The organism is Vreelandella neptunia (assembly GCF_022489065.1).
Classification (GTDB): Bacteria; Pseudomonadota; Gammaproteobacteria; order Pseudomonadales; family Halomonadaceae; genus Vreelandella; species Vreelandella neptunia_A.
This window is the reverse complement of the sequence record NZ_JAKVTW010000001.1, coordinates 790838-806414: the sequence shown is the minus strand read 5'-3', so window position 1 is coordinate 806414 and position 15577 is coordinate 790838. Positions and strand designations below refer to the sequence as shown.

The following is a 15577-nucleotide window of genomic DNA, read 5'->3' as shown; positions in this document are numbered from 1 at the left end:
TTCTCGGCGGCGCGATGCCTGCGCTACCCCTTATTTATGCCACGACGCCAAACAGACGGCCTATGCCGAACGTGAGGGCCATCGCCAGTGCGCCCCAGAACATCACGCGCAACGAGGCTTTGAGTATCGGCGCGCCACCCACACGGGCAGCGGCCGCCCCCAAAAAGGCTAAAAAGAGCAACGAGAAGAGCCCCACCAGAAGAATAAGCAGTGACGGCGGCGCCCACCACGCGATCAGCAACGGCAGCAGAGCGCCTGCCGTGAAGGTCGCAGCCGATGAAAAGGCCGCCTGGAGTGGGCGCGCCTGGCTGGTATCGGTGATACCAATTTCATCTCTGGCATGTGCGCCTAGCGCATCGCTTGCCATCAGCTGTTCAGCGACTTGAGTGGCCAGCGCCGGTGTTAACCCACGCGCTTCATAGATCGCTGCAAGCTCTTCCAATTCAGTATCAAAATGCTCCGTCAACGCTTTGCGTTCAAGCTCAAGATCCGCATGTTCGGTGTCAGCCTGTGAGCTAACGGAGACGTATTCACCGGCGGCCATCGACATCGCTCCGGCCACCAGCCCCGCAACACCTGCCAGCATAATGTCGCTGTGCGCGGTGCTCGCTGCCGCCACGCCGAGTATCAGGCTGCTGGTTGAGACAAGGCCATCATTGGCGCCCATCACGGCCGCGCGCAGCCAACCTGAGCGGTGAGATCGATGGTGTTCTGTATGTTGCATAGCCGCGCCTCGCAAATGATCTCCCCTTTATTTCCAGGGGGAGAGTGGCAGAAACTTTTAACGCTAACATGGATTAGGGCAGTGACTTGGGAACCCCACTAGCATTCTTACGAAGACTGCCGCCCTTTCAAGGGCTTTGTGGGTTCACATAAGGAAACTCACCATGCCACCCAATACGGTACTTTGCGGAACGGTGCATGCAGTAAGAGGCGCCGTGGTTGACGTTGTGTTTGCAGATGGCATATTGCCGCCGATCAACGCCGCATTAACCGTGGCGTGGGACCAGCCCACTTTGCTCCTTCTCGAAGTACATAGCCATCTTGATATCAACATGCTTCGCGCCGTGGCCTTTCAATCGACCGCTGGGCTATCGCGGGGTGTAGTGGTGCGTGCAACGGGCAGTCCTGTCACCGTGCCTGTTGGTGTGGCGGTACTGGGGCGGCTGTTGGATGTGATCGGCCATCCACAAGACAACGGTGCTGCGCTGCCTGACGATACGCCTCGCCGCTCGATTCATGCCCCACCTCCCTTGCTGAGAACACAAACCACCAGCACCCAGGTATTTGAGACAGGCATCAAGGTCATCGACCTGCTGACCCCCATGGCACAGGGCGGCAAGGCGGCCATGTTTGGCGGCGCGGGCGTCGGCAAAACCGTGCTGGTGATGGAACTCATCCGTGCCATGGTTGAAAAGTATCAGGGTATCTCGGTATTCGCGGGCATTGGCGAACGCTCCCGGGAAGGTCACGAACTACTAACCGAAATGCAGGCATCCGGGGTATTAGCACGCACCGTGCTGGTCTATGGGCAGATGAATGAGCCTCCCGGTGCGCGCTGGCGAGCACCGTTAACCGCGCTGACGATCTCGGAGTATTTCCGTGATCAGAAGCATCAGAATGTCCTGCTATTGATGGACAATGTGTTCCGGTTCGTTCAGGCAGGCGCCGAAGTATCCAGCCTGCTGGGGCGATTGCCCTCGCGCGTCGGCTATCAACCTACCCTAGCCACTGAAGTCGCGCGCCTTCAGGAACGTATCGCGTCAGTGGCGGGCGCCGCCGTGACGGCTATCCAGGCGGTGTACGTGCCTGCTGACGATTTCACCGACCCGGCGGTGACCACCATTTCCAGTCATATGGATTGCGTCATTGTGCTGTCACGCGCCCAGGCAGCGGAAGGTTTCTATCCCGCCATTGACCCACTGGCATCCTCATCCATGCTGCTGGACCCATCGGTGGTCGGCGCCGAACACTATCAAACCGCCGAGGATGTCCGGCAAGCCTTGGCCCGATTCAAGGAGTTGGGCGACATCATCTCGTTACTGGGCGTCGAGGAGTTAGGCGCCGACGACCGCCTGATGGTCAAACGTGCCCGGCGATTGCAGCGTTTTCTGACGCAACCGTTCATGGTTACCGAAGCCTTTACCGGCACCCCCGGTGCCAGCGTTCCGCTGAAAGAGACGCTGGAAGGCTGCCGCGCTATTTTAGCGGGCGCCACCGACGAGTGGTCGGAAAGCTCGCTGTATATGGTTGGCACGTTAGAACAGGCGCGTGCCAAGGAAGCGGCGGCGAAAGCAAACGATGCCGACCGCCCCCTCAGTGAGAATACGGTATGAAACTCACCATTGTCACCCCACTGGCTATCGTGGTTGAACAAGAGATCGATAGCCTCCGCGCCGAGGATGCCAGCGGCAGTTTCGGCATTCTGTCTCATCACGCCCCCTTTCTGACCTCACTCACACTCTCCATTCTTAGCTGGCGCGTCGCCAACGCAGAACGCTTCTGTGCGGTTCGCGGTGGCGTGCTCACTGTCGCTGATGGTGGCGATATTGAGATCGCGACGCGGGAGGCGGTGGTCGGTGAGAACCTTGCCACGCTGGATGCCGACGTTTTAGCGCGTTTCCAGTCGGATGCGGAAGAGGAGAAGACGGAGCATGTCGAAAACGTTCGCCTGCAGCTCAACGCTATCCGCCAGATGATCAGTCGCCTGCATCGCAGCGCGAATACGGGTGAATTCCGATGAGCCGTGAGGACCGTCACGATGATCCGCTGGTCAATGCAGCCCGGCGACGGCGAGATCGACATGAACGGTGGCTGCGCGAAGGCGATATGTCCGTTGGCCGTCGTCTTGCTCAGATCGGGGTGCTGGGCTGGATATTTATCGTACCGACCCTGGCAGGCCTGTTTTTTGGGCGTTGGCTGGACACCCAACTGACAACGGGCATTTTCTGGACAATGCCACTGTTGTTGATAGGCCTATGCCTTGGCGGATGGACCGCCTGGAAATGGATGAATGCACGATGATCAATGCGCTCTTTTTGCCCTTATTATCATTGCCCCTACTACTCACCATACCGCTGTGCTTTCTGGGTGGGCTGGTGCTCGGCTATGGGTATTTTTACGCCTTGCAGAAGACCGTCAACCTGATGGTGAATGTCAATCACGGCCACCCGTTGATGGGTGTCGCCCTCACGCTGGCACGTTTTTCGCTAATGGCGCTTGGACTTTATGTCGCTGTTCAGATGGGCGGCTTTACGCTGCTGGCCACACTGGCCGGCATTGTGGCCGCCAAATCCCTTATGTTCCGCCGCTATCTCAACCGTCCTCTCCGTCATCCTCCCCGTCATAAAAGGCATGCCAGCCCATGAACTCTCCGCTTGAGGCCACGGTACTTTTTCAACTCGGGCCCCTGCCCATCACTCAAGCCGTGATCACGACATGGGCGATTATGCTGGTGCTCGCTCTTGGGTCGTTTTTGCTCACCCGCCGGCTTGATGTTCTTCCCACGAAACGCCAGGCGGCGCTTGAACTTATCGTCACGACGCTGGACACCCAGATTCATGAGACGACCGGCGCAGAACCCGCGCCTTATCGCAGTTTCATCGGCACCCTGTTTCTCTTCATTCTGGTCGCCAACTGGTCTTCGCTGATCCCTGGTATAGCGCCACCGACCGCTCAGATGGAAACCGATGCAGCGCTGGCGGTGCTCGTGTTCCTATCGATTATCTGGTTTGGCATCCAAAAAGGAGGCCTACGGGGTTATCTCAAATCCTTTGCTGCGCCCAACCTGGTCATGATTCCGCTCAATATTCTGGAAAGCGTCACGCGCATCTTCTCCATGTTTGTACGCTTGTTTGGCAACGTGATGAGCGGCGTTTTTGTCATTGGCATCGTGGCCTCCTTAGCGAGCCTGCTGGTGCCGATTCCCTTGATGGCGCTCGACCTACTGACCGGGCTGGTACAAGCCTACATCTTCGCCGTGCTGGCGATGGTGTTTATCACGGCGACAATTGAAGAAGGTCAACGTCCACCGAAAGACCCGACACCTGCGTCGCCCCCTAAAGAGAAGGAATCTTAATGGACTATCTCAGCATGGTCAGTATTTTCAGTGCCGCCTTCGCCGTGGCGTTTGGGGCAATCGGCCCGGCACTGGCGGAGGGGCGCGCCGTGGCGGCCGCAATGGATGCCATCGCCCGTCAGCCAGAGGCCGCGAACACCATCTCGCGAACCCTGTTCGTCGGCCTCGCCATGATTGAGACAACCGCTATCTACTGTCTGGTCATCTCGTTGCTGCTGCTGTTCGCCAACCCGTTATTGGGGTAATGGCATGACTATCGATTTTTGGAGCCTGGGACTACAGGCGATTAACGTCCTTATTTTGGTTTGGCTGTTGTCGCATTTTTTCTGGCGGCCGGTCGCTGCCGCTATTAAAAAACGTCAGGAAGCCGCCCAGGCCCTGCTCAGCGATGCACAAACCGCCAACACCCAGGCCGAAGCCGCCCTGGCTGATTTGACGACGGCCCGTGAAGGCATCGCAGCAGAGCGCGAAGCAATGCTGGCTGACGCCACGAAGACCGCGGAAAACACTGCCAGCGCAGCGCTTGCCACTGCGCATAAAAAGGCAGAGACACTGATTGACGCCGCCCGACGAAACAGCGCCAAAGAGGCCGACGTGCTGCGCGCCGAGCTGACGTCTCACGCCTCTTTGCTCGCCGTGGATATTGCCCAAAAACTCCTCACGCGACTGCCCACCTCGGTGATACAAAGCACCTTTCTTGGCCTGCTGATTGAAGCCATCGGCCAGCTTTCCACAGCAGACCGACAGGCGCTCGTAAGCGCGGCGGATGGACTCGACGTGGTGAGTGCGGCAGACCTCACCGAACAGGACAAGGAAGCGGTAACGCAGGCAATGGAACAAGCACTGGGCAATACACCGGCGCTCACCTTTCATTCCGACCCCGACCTGATGGCGGGCCTTGAAATAAGAACCCCGCACTTCGCGCTTCACAATAGCTGGCAGTCGGATCTTGCCACCATCGTCAAGGCACTTAATCATGCCGTATAACGCCCTCGACTGGCTGGAAACCGCACAACGCAAGGTGCAGGCGGCCTCGGTGGGTACACGCACTGAGCGCAAGGGGCGGGTTGAGGAAATTGGCGACGGTGTGGCGCTTATTTCGGGGCTGGGCGATGTCCGGCTTGACGAAGTGCTGAGATTTGAAGGGGGGCAGCTTGGCTTTGCCCGCGTTCTGGATGCTGATCTGATTGGCAGCGTGCTACTCGACGCCGCGACCGATGTTAAAGCAGGCGACACCGTTTTTGGCACCGGTGAGGTGGTGAGTGTGCCGGTGGGTGACGCCCTGCTCGGCCGGGTGATTGACCCACTCGGTCGCCCACTCGATGGTAAAGGGCCCATAGAGACCACCACTCACTGGCCCATTGAGCGCCCGGCGCCTTCGATTATCGAGCGTGACCTGGTGACCGAGCCGGTTCAGACTGGTGTATTGGTGGTCGACACCCTATTCGCCCTGGGCCGGGGCCAGCGGGAGCTGATTGTAGGCGACCACGCCACGGGGAAAACCACGCTGGCCACCGACGCCATGATTGCGCAGAAGTCGAGCGATATGCTGTGTGTTTATGTGGCGGTGGGGCAAAAAACCTCCAGCATAAGGCGCGTAATTGATGCACTGCAAACCCAGGGAGACTTCTCGCGCTGCATTGTGCTAGTGGCGGGGTCGGCCAGTTCGCCGGGGCTGCAATGGATTGCGCCCTATGCTGGCATGACGATGGCGGAGTATTTTCGCGATAAGGGGCAGCACGCCCTGATCGTGATTGATGACCTGTCTAAACATGCGGCCACCCACCGCGAAATTGCGCTGCTGACGCGTCAGTCACCGGGGCGCGAAGCGTATCCGGGAGACGTATTTTATATCCATGCCCGGTTATTGGAACGGGCCGCCAAACTATCGAAGGCGCGCGGCGGCGGCTCGCTGACCGCGCTACCGATTGCCGAAACCGATGCGGGCAACCTGTCTGCGTTCATTCCCACCAACCTGATTTCGATCACCGACGGCCAGATCGTGCTTGATGCAGCGTTGTTTCATCAGGGTCAAAAACCGGCGGTCGATGTGGGGCTTAGTGTCAGCCGAGTGGGTGGCAAGACGCAGTCAGTCCCGTTGCGTAAGGCGGCCAGCACGCTGCGGCTTGACTATGCACAGTTCCTGGAGCTTGAGGTATTTACCCGGTTTGGCGGCATGCCTGATGGTCGTGTGCGCCAGCAGTTGACCCGCGGGGCACGCATCCGGGCCATTTTGCGCCAACCACAACATATGCCCTTCCGCCTAGCCGATGAGATCGGCTTGGTAATGGCCGTTCAGTCGGGCTTGCTTGACACGCTGCCGCTGGACGCCATCGCAACGTTCTGCGCGGGCCTGCCAGCCAGGTTGGATAGTGACGCCGCAAAGGTGATAGCTACGCTTGGCGATACGGGTGCGTTGAGCAGTGAAGACCACGCAACACTGATAGCCACGATCACGCGTTTTGTCGACACATTATCGGTCGGCAACGACAGGCTGGTGCCATGACGGAACGACTGGCTGACATCAGTGCTCGAATCGAGAGCGTTCGCCAGTTAGGGGCGGTGGTGAATGCCATGAAAGGCATTGCGGCCTCGCGTGCCCATGCGGCACGAAAACAGATCGAAGCGGTCGATAGCTATGCGGCGACCATTGCTGCCGCGATCTCTAGCGTGCTTGCCCCACCCTCACAGCAACTGTCTCAATCACCCTCTCAATCATCCCCTCAATCAGTCTCTCAAGTTCCCTCTCTCGAAGAGAAGACTACGGCCTCGCAAGACAAACGTGGACTACTGGTGTTCTGTGCCGAACAGGGGTTCGCGGGCGCATTCAGCGAGCGGGTGTTGGATTGCCTCGCCAGCACGCCTCACCATCAGCCTTTGTTTTTGATTGGCACGCGCGGGGCCCCCATTGCAGCGGCCCGTGGCCTGGTGCCACGTTGGAGCAGCGCCCTGCCTGCGCATACGCTGGGCATCCCCACACTGGCGGATGAGGTTACCAAAGCGATCTACCGCGATATCGAACAGGGGGGACTAGAGCGCCTTGATGTGGTCTTCACGACCTGGCACGCCGGTCGCGCTTCGGTCCTTCGACAGGCTATCTTCCCCATCGACCACTCGTTATTCCCCCCCAGCACGGGGCAACGCATCCTGACCCAGCTCCCCCTCGACACCTTGATCCGCAACCTGAGCGGGGACTATTTTCATGCCCTGGTGTGTAAGGCGGCGCTGCATGCCTTTAGTGCGGAAAATGAAGCACGCATGGCCGCCATGGCAGCAGCGGGCAGCCAGATAGCGCAGGAACTGGATGTCTTTCAAGCCACGTTACGTCGGGTGAGGCAGGAGTCTATTACCGCAGAGATTATTGAACTTGGCACCGGTGTCGCTACCACGCAGGGGGCATAGGCAGCATCACCGGCATTGCCTTCTCATGACAGCAGCGGTCCCGTTTGATCCAGATAGGTAGGATCAAAACCAACCAGCGTGGTCAGCGCATGATAATCATCGAATATCACCTCATTATGGCGAAACGTCAGCAGTCCTTTTTCGCGCAGTTGCCGAAGCACGCGATTAACGTGAACAGCCGTCAGCCCTAACGCATCCGCCAAATGGTACTGCGTTAACGGGCAGTAATAGCCTTGTTTATTGCCCATCCTGACCAGTGTCAGCCGAGCGCCGAGTTCGAGTAGAAAATGCGCCATGCGCTCTAAGGCACTTCGTCGCCCGATATTCACCAGGTGTTCGACCACCATGGCCTCATCACGCGATGCTGCCCATAGAACCGCCGTGGCTAACCGCAGGTGTTGAGCAAAAATATCCAGCAGATCGCTCACCAACACTTCAGATACTTCAACATCCGAGATGGCCTCAATACTGTGATCAGAGGTGTGAAGCAATGCACTTCTCAGGCCTAGAAAATCACCCGGGATTTGGAAATCGACGATCTGACGTGAGCCATCCGGCAGAATCTTATACGAGCAAACCCAGCCAGCGGCCAGGATGTAGGCTATTTGGTCTGACTGGCCCTGATGGACGAGGTCTCGTCCTGCCACCACGGCCTTACGCCGCTGATGCAACTGCGAGATAACCGAGAGTTCGGTCTCCGACAAAGCCACAAATGCTCCCAGTTTGCGAGCAAGCGGGGTCGTTTCAATCGCCGTCATAACGTTTCCCAATGGGAGAAAAAAAAGAGCAAAAGTCCAAAGCGCTGACTGCTTTCGATTAGCTCAGCATAACGGGCTTTGTGTCAATCTGCTGCTACGCATGTGGGAGACGCATTGTTTAAACCCTCGCCACTTAACGGAATGGAGAAATTCAGATGTCACATCATCTATCAAAAGATAAGGAGTACGCAGGGTTGGCCGCACTGGCTATCTGCGAATCGCTGTTGCTGGCCATCAATGATCACCAGCTATTATCGGAAAGCGAAATCATCGGTGTGCTCACGGATGCCGCCAACACCCATGAGAATGCAGTGGGCCTGGATGACGAGTCGGAGACGCACGTGGGGGTGGCCGCGTTAATCAACGCCATCATCAGCGGCGGCAACTCGGTACGGCGGGTTTGAAACAGCGGGTCGCGCAGCGTCAGCGCTCTCCGTCTAGATGTCGCCTATTACGTATCCCTTAGTTCGGCGGCGCGTAACCGGCTCTTGAGACGCTGGTTCTCTTCGATCAGGTCGGTTGCCAGGGCGGCAAGCTCAGGGGCGGCCTCGAAGTCACGCTCCAACCGATACATGCGTCGAGCGCGCGTCAGATCATGGCTGGTAAAACGCCAACTCGCCACGTAAGGCGAGCCATCCGCCAACAGGCCGCTCTCGATGCGCTCAATGACCCAGTTGGTTTCTACCGAGCATGCGCGCGCCAACTCGTCGAGCGTCAGGGTCGCTTCATCGACCAGCTCACCGCTGGCAATATTCTGCTGTGTCATAGCCTAGCCTCCCGTGCGTTGACGCGGATCGAAAGCAAGCTCTCGCGCCATGGTCTCGTAAAGTTCCCGCGCCTTGTCGGTATTGGCCGGAGGCAGCACGACCTCTAGCGTAATATAAAGATCACCGGGCTCAGCCCCTGGAATACCGCGCCCCTTCAGACGCAACCGGCGTCCGGACTGCGAGCCAGCGGGCACTTTGACTTTCACCACTCCCGACGGCGTCGACGTTTCGATACTGGCCCCCAGCGCTGCTTCCCAGGGCGTCACCGGCACCTTTTGGTGAATGTCCCGCCCTTCGATCTGGTAACGCGGATCCGGGGTAAAGTGGATTTCAAGAAACAGGTCACCCGCTGGCCCGCCACCGACCCCTGGGCTGCCTTGCCCCGAGAGTCGAATATGCTGGCCCGCTTTCACGCCCTTCGGTATTCGCACATTGAGGGTGTGCGCGCGCGAAGCGACACGCCCCTGAGCATCGACCTGCGGCACCTGCAGCGTCATCGCCCGAACAGCACCGTGGTAAGCATCCTCAAGATCAATGACGACTTTGGCATGACGATCCTCGCCACGCATTTGATAATCGCGCCCCCCTCGCCCGCCCCGACCGCTCTGGCCAAACAGGTTGGCGAAGAAGTCACTGAACTCACCAAGATCAGCCTCCTCAAACCCACGCCCACGGTACTCGAACCCCGCATCCCACTCCGGCGATGGTTGGAAATCCTGGCCAGCATGATGCTGCTCAGCCAACTGGTCATAGGCAAGACGCTTCTCCGGATCGGACAGCACCGCCTTGGCCTCGTTGATCTCTTGCATACGCCGCTCGGCGTCAGGCTCTTTGCTGACATCGGGATGAAACTGGCGTGCCAGCTTGCGGTAAGCCTTCTTGACCTCATCGGCCGTGGCGGCTTTCGCTACCCCAAGCACCTGATAGTAATCCTTAAATTCCACGTTGCGAGCCTCTGGCAGGTGGGGTGGGCTCAAGGCTAAAAACCGCCAGTCCCCAGGTAACGAGCCGCTTCGGTAACACGCACTCCTGGTAACAAGCCCCCTGATGACAAGCAGCCGTTGCCTCAAGGATAGCTGAAAACGGCCGGCAGAAGGGAACTCTCTGCGACGGCCCAGAGGCCGGCAAAAAACACCGACTTTTAGCCGGTATAACTGATGCTGATCAGCTTTTCACATCCGAGCAAGGACTACCCTCTGTTCATCTAGCGGGTGGAACAGTTTGGGTGGAATAGCGTGGAAATAACGGCGCTACCATCCATAAGGGAGGAACGATGTTAAAACGTCCGGCAACCTCGGATACTGATAGGACCGTTACCGAAAGCGGCACAGCGGTCGATAGCAACTCGGTATCGAACTTTTATCAAACCATCGACCAGTCCGCCCACCGGGCAGTGGCGAAAGCAACGTCAGGACTTGCCCCTTCAGTGCTGGCAGAAGCGTGGATGGACTGGGCAGTACACCTGTCTGTTTCACCGGGTAAGCAGTTGCAGCTGATGTCCTCAGCGATGCGAAATGCGCAGACGCTGTGGACACAGGTACTCGCATCGCCAATGCGCGGACCTCAAATGTTGGCCTCCCAAGCATCAGGCGACGAGCCCGACACCTTGGACCGGCGATTTGCTGATCAACGCTGGCGGCAATACCCCTTTAACATTTTGTCGCAGGCGCACCGCCAATACTGGCAATGGTGGCAAGAGGCCATGACCGGGGTTCATGGCGTGGCCCCTGCGCATGAAGACCTCATGGCGTTTGTCACCGGCCTTATGATTGACACAGCCTCGCCGTCCAATTTTGCCTTTACCAATCCGCAAGTCATCGCCGCTACAGTGGAGGAGAAGGGCCAAAACGTTGTGCGTGGTGCCAAGCAACTGGCCGAGGATGTCTACCGCAAGACCGGCAAAGCACAGCCAGCGGGCCCGCAGCCCTTTGAAGTAGGGCGCAATCTTGCGATCACCCCCGGCAAGGTCGTCTTTCGTAACGATTTGATAGAGTTAATTCAATACACGCCCAGCACCGACACGGTGCGCCCTGAACCGATTTTCATCGTGCCAGCCTGGATCATGAAGTACTACATTCTTGATTTGTCAGCGACGAATTCACTGGTTAAATTTTTGGTGGCTCAGGGCTTCACCGTTTTCATCGTCTCTTGGAAGAATCCCGACGCAGAAGACCGTGACCTCGGCATGGAAGAGTATCGTCAGCTGGGCATTATGGAAGCCATCGATGCCGTTCAAGCGATCACCCATGCTCCCAAACTCCATGCCGTCGGGTATTGTTTAGGTGGAACGCTTCTGGCTATCGCAGCGGCAACGATGGCGCGCGACGGCGATGAGCGTTTCGCGACCGTCACTTTTCTGGCCGCTCAAATCGATTTCACCGAGGCGGGACCGTTGCGTCTGTTCATCAACGACTCCCAGGTGACCATGATCGAAGACATGATGTCTCAGACCGGCTATCTGTCATCGGATCAGATGGCCGGCGCCTTCGCCTTATTGCGCGCTCGCGATTTGATCTGGGCCCCTGCCATTCAGCGTTATTTGCTGGGATTGCAGGGCCACTCCTTCGACCTGATGGCGTGGAATGCGGACGCAACGCGTATGCCCTCCCGGATGCATTCAGAGTACCTACGCTGGCTGTTCCTGAACAATGACCTGGCCGAAGGTCGCTACCAGGTAGATAACAAAGCGATTGCGGTTACCGATATTCGTGCCCCCATCTTTGCCGTTGGCACTGAAGACGATCATGTGGCGCCCTGGCGTTCCGTCTACAAACTTCACCTGTTAGTGGATGCTGATGTGACCTTCGTGCTCACCAGTGGCGGGCACAATGCGGGGATTGTGTCGGAACCTGGTCATCACGACCGCCATTTTCGCATCGCCGACACCGATGCAGATGCCTCTTACCGTTCACCTGATACCTGGTGCTCAGATACCGAGACACAGGCGGGATCGTGGTGGCCTGCGTTCACTCATTGGCTTGAAAAACAGTCGGGCGATCCCGTCGCGCCTCCCCCACTGGGTGCCCGCTCAGGCCGCTATGCGGCACTGTGCGATGCGCCTGGCACCTATGTGAAGCAAACATGACCGCCCTCCACAACGGCCTGGAAAATGATCGCAAAGACGATGCGCTTCCAGCGCTTGCTCTTAAAGACAAGGTCGCGCTGGTGGTCGGTGTCGCCAACGAGCACTCCATCGCCACCGGCTGCGCGCAAGCGTTTCGCTTAGCGGGTGCCGACGTTGCGCTGACCTATGCCACTGAAAAGGCAAAGCCTTTTGTGATGCCCGTGGCTGATGCCATCGGCGCGGCGTTGCTGCTGCCCATGGACGTAGACGTTGAGGGCGAAATGGAGGCGGTCTTTGCCGCCATTGCAAAGCGCTGGGGACGACTCGACATCCTGGTCCACTCCATCGCTTATTGTCCTGCCGGGGATCTGCACGGGCGCGTCACCGATTGTTCACGCGCTGGCTTTGCCCAGGCCATGGATATTTCCGTCCACTCACTGATACGTATGGCACGCCTGGCCGAGCCACTGATGGTACAGGGTGGCTCAATCCTGACCATGACCTACTACGGGGGTGAGAAAGTCATCGATCATTACAACATAATGGGGCCCGTCAAAGCGGCGCTGGAGGGCACCATGCGTTCGCTGGCCGTTGAGCTGGGCCCCAAACGAATTCGCGTCAACGCAATCTCGCCAGGCCCGCTTAACACCAGAGCGGGCTCTGGGATTGCGCACTTCGATGAGCTCATAGACGCAGCGCGGTTGCGGGCGCCGGAACAAACGCTGGTGACGATTGAGGATGTCGGCCATATGGCGGTAATGCTTTCCAGTGATAACGCACGCTGCGTGTCAGGCGATACCGCCTATGTAGATGGAGGTTTTCATGTCCGAGCGTGAGCATGTCGAGGCGACACCTACCTATATAGAGAACAAAACCTACGACGAGATTTCGGTCGGGGACAGCGCACAACTGACCCGGACGTTAAAAACGCAGGATATTGAACTCTTTGCGGTCATGTCAGGCGACGTTAACCCCGCCCACGTTGATGTGGAATACGCAAAAACCGATATGTTTCATGGGGTCATTGCCCATGGCATGTGGGGCGGTGCTTTGATCTCGGCGGTTCTGGGCACTCAGCTACCCGGCCCCGGGACCATTTTCCTTACTCAGAGCCTGCAATTTATGGCCCCGGTCGGCCTAGGCGATACGGTCAAAGTGAGAGTGGAAGTCACCGAGAAACACCCCAAAGGCCGCTTGACCCTGGCCTGCACGTGCTTCAACGAGCACAACACGCTGGTGATCAACGGCACCGCGGAAGTCATCGCACCGCGTGAAAAAGTGCGCCGCCCTCGAATTGTGTTGCCAGAAGTACACCTGCACGTGCAAGGCGCACAATATGCCAAGCTGATCGCGGCAACGCATCACCTCCCCCCCATCCGTACCGCTGTCGTTCACCCCTGCGATGAACTGTCGATCACTGGTGCGCTGGAAGCCGCTCGCCAAGGCATGATTGTGCCCATCCTGGTGGGCCCCACGGCCAAGATTCACGCAGCGGCCAAGGCTGCCGGGGAGAGCCTGGATGGCATAGAGATCATTGATGCGGCGCATAGTCATGCCGCCGCGGATGCGGCCGTGGCGCTTGTCCGGGCCTCGCACGTGGCCGCGCTCATGAAGGGGTCGCTGCATACTGACGAACTCATGAACGCGGTCGTGAACACCGACACGGGCCTGCGCACTGAACGACGGATGAGCCATATCTATGTGCTGGATGTCCCTCCCTACCCCAAGCCCCTCTTCATCACCGATGCGGCCATTAATATCTACCCTGATATCGGGACTAAGCGTGACATTGTGCAGAACGCCATTGATCTTGCGCATACCCTAGGCATCCCACAACCCAAGGTGGCGATATTATCTGCGGTCGAAACCGTCAACCCACACATCACTTCAACGCTGGATGCTGCAGCGCTGTGCAAAATGGCCGATCGAGGGCAAATCACCGGCGGTTTGCTCGATGGGCCGCTGGCTTTCGACAACGCCATTTCTGCCTCGGCAGCCGCCACCAAGGGGATCGTGTCTGACGTGGCGGGTGATGCCGACATACTGGTCGCCCCTGATCTCGAAGCAGCGAACATGATGGCAAAGCAGTTGATCTATTTGGCCGGTGCTGATGCGGCGGGCATTGTGCTGGGCGCGCGCGTGCCGATTATTCTGACCAGCCGAGCAGATAGCCCGATGGCGCGACTGGCCTCATGTGCCCTGGCACAGTGCTTTATCAACAACGGGAACAATGGCACTAGCGGGGAGAAAACAGCGCCATGACAGACGCGATTCTGGTGGTGAATGCGGGGTCATCGAGCCTCAAGTTTGCCCTCTACCCAGAGACATCCAACCCTACGGCGGCCCTTTTGCGAGGCAAGATTGCGGGTATTGGCAGCCGCTGTGTGTTTTCAGCGCGTGATGGCGAAGGCCGCGCCCTATCGCCAAGCGAAGGTATGTCTGTCGACGCTGGGGCAGCGCTTGATGACCTGATCCCTACGCTGCTTGAGTGGCTAAAAAATCACCGTGGAGGTGTCAATATCCTCGCGGCCGGTCACCGCGTCGTACACGGCGGGCGCCACCACACCGGCCCCGCCAGGGTGACTGAGGCCCTGCTTGATGAACTGACAACCCTCGAACCGCTGGCGCCGCTTCATCAAGTCCACAATGTAAAGGCGATTCGCGCCGTGGCCGCTGCTCTCCCCGGTCTGCCTCAGGTCGCCTGCTTTGACACCAGCTTTCACCGCACCCAAGACCGGCTTGCCCAGCTGTTCGCACTGCCGCGCGCACTGACCGATGCGGGGATTATTCGCTATGGCTTTCACGGTCTGTCCTACGACTACATTGCCAGCACACTGCCTCACCATCTCGGCGCCAGGGCGGATGGACGCGTTATCGTGGCTCACTTAGGCAATGGCGCCAGCATGTGTGCCATGCAGGCTCGCCGCAGCGTGGCTACTAGCATGGGCTTCACTGCACTTGATGGGCTCATGATGGGCCAGCGCTGCGGCACCATTGACCCCGGCGTTCTCTTGCATCTGCTTGACTGTTTGGGGATGACCACTCAGGAGGTCGGGCACCTACTTTATGAAACGTCGGGGCTGTTAGGCGTATCGGGTATCAGTAATGATATGGCGATATTGCAATCAAGCCCTGCTGTCGAAGCGCGCGAGGCCATCGAGCTGTTTTGCTATCGCGCGGCAGGCGAACTGGCCATGCTGGCAGCCGCCATCAAGGGGCTCGATACCATCGTGTTCACCGCCGGTATTGGCGAGCACTCGGCACTGGTCCGTCGTCTTATCTGTCAGCAGCTCGAATGGATGGGGGTGGCGTTGGACACTGACGCCAACGAACGCGATGCCGTCCGCATCAGTTCGGCGGCATCAAGCGTTGACGTGCTGGTCATTCCCACTGATGAAGAGATCGTGATGGCCGGTGCGACGCACCGGCTAACCACGGGAGTGCATGCCCCCTTCCCGTCTCATGGCGCTAGTCATCCGTAGCCTCATATCCACACCCAAGGCCAGCA

General features: G+C 58.5%; 18 protein-coding genes. 14 read left to right on the top strand and 4 right to left on the bottom strand.

Annotated features, from left to right (window positions below; genetic code table 11):
- Nucleotides 1–34: 34 nt before the first annotated feature.
- Nucleotides 35–724: a VIT1/CCC1 transporter family protein gene (locus MLE19_RS03645; RefSeq protein WP_240716697.1), complete on the bottom strand. Its 690-nt coding sequence runs from the start codon at nucleotides 722–724 to the stop codon at nucleotides 35–37.
- A gap of 163 nt (nucleotides 725–887) precedes the next feature.
- On the opposite strand from MLE19_RS03645, the gene atpD reads away from it, so the two are divergent.
- Genes atpD through MLE19_RS03600 form a run of 9 tightly spaced genes read left to right on the top strand, consistent with a single transcriptional unit; the run spans nucleotide 888 to nucleotide 7480 of the window.
- Nucleotides 888–2336, top strand: coding sequence for a F0F1 ATP synthase subunit beta (atpD, locus tag MLE19_RS03640; RefSeq protein ID WP_240716696.1), 1449 nt, complete (start codon nucleotides 888–890; stop codon nucleotides 2334–2336).
- A complete protein-coding gene (locus tag MLE19_RS03635) occupies nucleotides 2333–2743 on the top strand; it encodes a F0F1 ATP synthase subunit epsilon (RefSeq protein ID WP_240716695.1) in 411 nt (136 codons plus the stop codon). Before atpD ends, MLE19_RS03635 begins: the two co-directional genes overlap by 4 nt.
- Nucleotides 2740–3024 (top strand): AtpZ/AtpI family protein, encoded by a 285-nt coding sequence (locus MLE19_RS03630; RefSeq protein ID WP_240716694.1) that lies wholly within the window; start codon nucleotides 2740–2742, stop codon nucleotides 3022–3024. The genes MLE19_RS03635 and MLE19_RS03630 overlap by 4 nt, the downstream gene beginning before the upstream one ends.
- Nucleotides 3006–3368 (top strand): ATP synthase subunit I, encoded by a 363-nt coding sequence (locus MLE19_RS03625; protein WP_240716693.1) that lies wholly within the window; start codon nucleotides 3006–3008, stop codon nucleotides 3366–3368. Before MLE19_RS03630 ends, MLE19_RS03625 begins: the two co-directional genes overlap by 19 nt.
- Complete coding sequence (locus MLE19_RS03620) at nucleotides 3365–4078, top strand: F0F1 ATP synthase subunit A (protein WP_240716692.1); 714 nt, start codon at nucleotides 3365–3367, stop codon at nucleotides 4076–4078. The genes MLE19_RS03625 and MLE19_RS03620 overlap by 4 nt, the downstream gene beginning before the upstream one ends.
- Complete coding sequence (locus tag MLE19_RS03615; RefSeq protein ID WP_240716691.1) at nucleotides 4078–4323, top strand: F0F1 ATP synthase subunit C; 246 nt, start codon at nucleotides 4078–4080, stop codon at nucleotides 4321–4323. Before MLE19_RS03620 ends, MLE19_RS03615 begins: the two co-directional genes overlap by 1 nt.
- Nucleotides 4324–4327: 4 nt before the next feature.
- Nucleotides 4328–5065 (top strand): F0F1 ATP synthase subunit delta, encoded by a 738-nt coding sequence (locus MLE19_RS03610; RefSeq protein ID WP_240716690.1) that lies wholly within the window; start codon nucleotides 4328–4330, stop codon nucleotides 5063–5065.
- On the top strand, nucleotides 5055–6584 hold the full coding sequence (locus MLE19_RS03605; RefSeq protein ID WP_240716689.1) for a F0F1 ATP synthase subunit alpha: 1530 nt from the start codon (nucleotides 5055–5057) through the stop codon (nucleotides 6582–6584). Before MLE19_RS03610 ends, MLE19_RS03605 begins: the two co-directional genes overlap by 11 nt.
- Entirely contained in the window at nucleotides 6581–7480 is a 900-nt protein-coding gene (locus MLE19_RS03600) for a F0F1 ATP synthase subunit gamma (RefSeq protein WP_240716688.1), read from the top strand. Before MLE19_RS03605 ends, MLE19_RS03600 begins: the two co-directional genes overlap by 4 nt.
- 23 nt (nucleotides 7481–7503) lie before the next feature.
- Here MLE19_RS03600 and MLE19_RS03595 read toward each other — a convergent pair whose 3' ends face one another.
- On the bottom strand, nucleotides 7504–8238 hold the full coding sequence (locus MLE19_RS03595) for a Crp/Fnr family transcriptional regulator (RefSeq protein ID WP_240716687.1): 735 nt from the start codon (nucleotides 8236–8238) through the stop codon (nucleotides 7504–7506).
- Between the two features lie 155 nt (nucleotides 8239–8393).
- On the opposite strand from MLE19_RS03595, the gene MLE19_RS03590 reads away from it, so the two are divergent.
- A complete protein-coding gene (locus MLE19_RS03590) occupies nucleotides 8394–8642 on the top strand; it encodes a hypothetical protein (RefSeq protein ID WP_240716686.1) in 249 nt (82 codons plus the stop codon).
- Between the two features lie 47 nt (nucleotides 8643–8689).
- On the opposite strand, the gene MLE19_RS03585 is transcribed toward MLE19_RS03590, so the two are convergent.
- Nucleotides 8690–9004, bottom strand: coding sequence for a chaperone modulator CbpM (locus tag MLE19_RS03585; protein ID WP_240716685.1), 315 nt, complete (start codon nucleotides 9002–9004; stop codon nucleotides 8690–8692).
- Between the two features lie 3 nt (nucleotides 9005–9007).
- On the bottom strand, nucleotides 9008–9949 hold the full coding sequence (locus tag MLE19_RS03580; protein ID WP_240716684.1) for a DnaJ C-terminal domain-containing protein: 942 nt from the start codon (nucleotides 9947–9949) through the stop codon (nucleotides 9008–9010).
- Nucleotides 9950–10278: 329 nt separating this feature from the next.
- On the opposite strand from MLE19_RS03580, the gene MLE19_RS03575 reads away from it, so the two are divergent.
- The 4 genes from MLE19_RS03575 to MLE19_RS03560 are packed head-to-tail and all read left to right on the top strand — an operon-like array spanning nucleotide 10279 to nucleotide 15551.
- Nucleotides 10279–12090 (top strand): PHA/PHB synthase family protein, encoded by a 1812-nt coding sequence (locus MLE19_RS03575; RefSeq protein WP_240716683.1) that lies wholly within the window; start codon nucleotides 10279–10281, stop codon nucleotides 12088–12090.
- On the top strand, nucleotides 12087–12905 hold the full coding sequence (gene fabI / locus MLE19_RS03570) for an enoyl-ACP reductase FabI (protein ID WP_240716682.1): 819 nt from the start codon (nucleotides 12087–12089) through the stop codon (nucleotides 12903–12905). The genes MLE19_RS03575 and fabI overlap by 4 nt, the downstream gene beginning before the upstream one ends.
- Complete coding sequence (locus MLE19_RS03565; protein WP_240716681.1) at nucleotides 12892–14331, top strand: bifunctional enoyl-CoA hydratase/phosphate acetyltransferase; 1440 nt, start codon at nucleotides 12892–12894, stop codon at nucleotides 14329–14331. The genes fabI and MLE19_RS03565 overlap by 14 nt, the downstream gene beginning before the upstream one ends.
- Nucleotides 14328–15551: an acetate/propionate family kinase gene (locus MLE19_RS03560; protein ID WP_240716680.1), complete on the top strand. Its 1224-nt coding sequence runs from the start codon at nucleotides 14328–14330 to the stop codon at nucleotides 15549–15551. The genes MLE19_RS03565 and MLE19_RS03560 overlap by 4 nt, the downstream gene beginning before the upstream one ends.
- Nucleotides 15552–15577: the final 26 nt, after the last annotated feature.

Coding starts and splice junctions, on each gene's coding strand:
- MLE19_RS03565 (WP_240716681.1), top strand. CDS start 12,892: ATGTCCGAGCGTGAGCATGTCGAGGCGACACCTACCTATATAGAGAAC.
- MLE19_RS03610 (WP_240716690.1), top strand. CDS start 4,328: ATGACTATCGATTTTTGGAGCCTGGGACTACAGGCGATTAACGTCCTT.
- MLE19_RS03605 (WP_240716689.1), top strand. CDS start 5,055: ATGCCGTATAACGCCCTCGACTGGCTGGAAACCGCACAACGCAAGGTG.
- fabI (WP_240716682.1), top strand. CDS start 12,087: ATGACCGCCCTCCACAACGGCCTGGAAAATGATCGCAAAGACGATGCG.
- MLE19_RS03630 (WP_240716694.1), top strand. CDS start 2,740: ATGAGCCGTGAGGACCGTCACGATGATCCGCTGGTCAATGCAGCCCGG.
- MLE19_RS03575 (WP_240716683.1), top strand. CDS start 10,279: ATGTTAAAACGTCCGGCAACCTCGGATACTGATAGGACCGTTACCGAA.
- MLE19_RS03635 (WP_240716695.1), top strand. CDS start 2,333: ATGAAACTCACCATTGTCACCCCACTGGCTATCGTGGTTGAACAAGAG.
- MLE19_RS03585 (WP_240716685.1), bottom strand. CDS start 9,004: ATGACACAGCAGAATATTGCCAGCGGTGAGCTGGTCGATGAAGCGACC.
- atpD (WP_240716696.1), top strand. CDS start 888: ATGCCACCCAATACGGTACTTTGCGGAACGGTGCATGCAGTAAGAGGC.
- MLE19_RS03590 (WP_240716686.1), top strand. CDS start 8,394: ATGTCACATCATCTATCAAAAGATAAGGAGTACGCAGGGTTGGCCGCA.
- MLE19_RS03595 (WP_240716687.1), bottom strand. CDS start 8,238: ATGACGGCGATTGAAACGACCCCGCTTGCTCGCAAACTGGGAGCATTT.
- MLE19_RS03625 (WP_240716693.1), top strand. CDS start 3,006: ATGGATGAATGCACGATGATCAATGCGCTCTTTTTGCCCTTATTATCA.
- MLE19_RS03620 (WP_240716692.1), top strand. CDS start 3,365: ATGAACTCTCCGCTTGAGGCCACGGTACTTTTTCAACTCGGGCCCCTG.
- MLE19_RS03560 (WP_240716680.1), top strand. CDS start 14,328: ATGACAGACGCGATTCTGGTGGTGAATGCGGGGTCATCGAGCCTCAAG.
- MLE19_RS03600 (WP_240716688.1), top strand. CDS start 6,581: ATGACGGAACGACTGGCTGACATCAGTGCTCGAATCGAGAGCGTTCGC.
- MLE19_RS03615 (WP_240716691.1), top strand. CDS start 4,078: ATGGACTATCTCAGCATGGTCAGTATTTTCAGTGCCGCCTTCGCCGTG.
- MLE19_RS03645 (WP_240716697.1), bottom strand. CDS start 724: ATGCAACATACAGAACACCATCGATCTCACCGCTCAGGTTGGCTGCGC.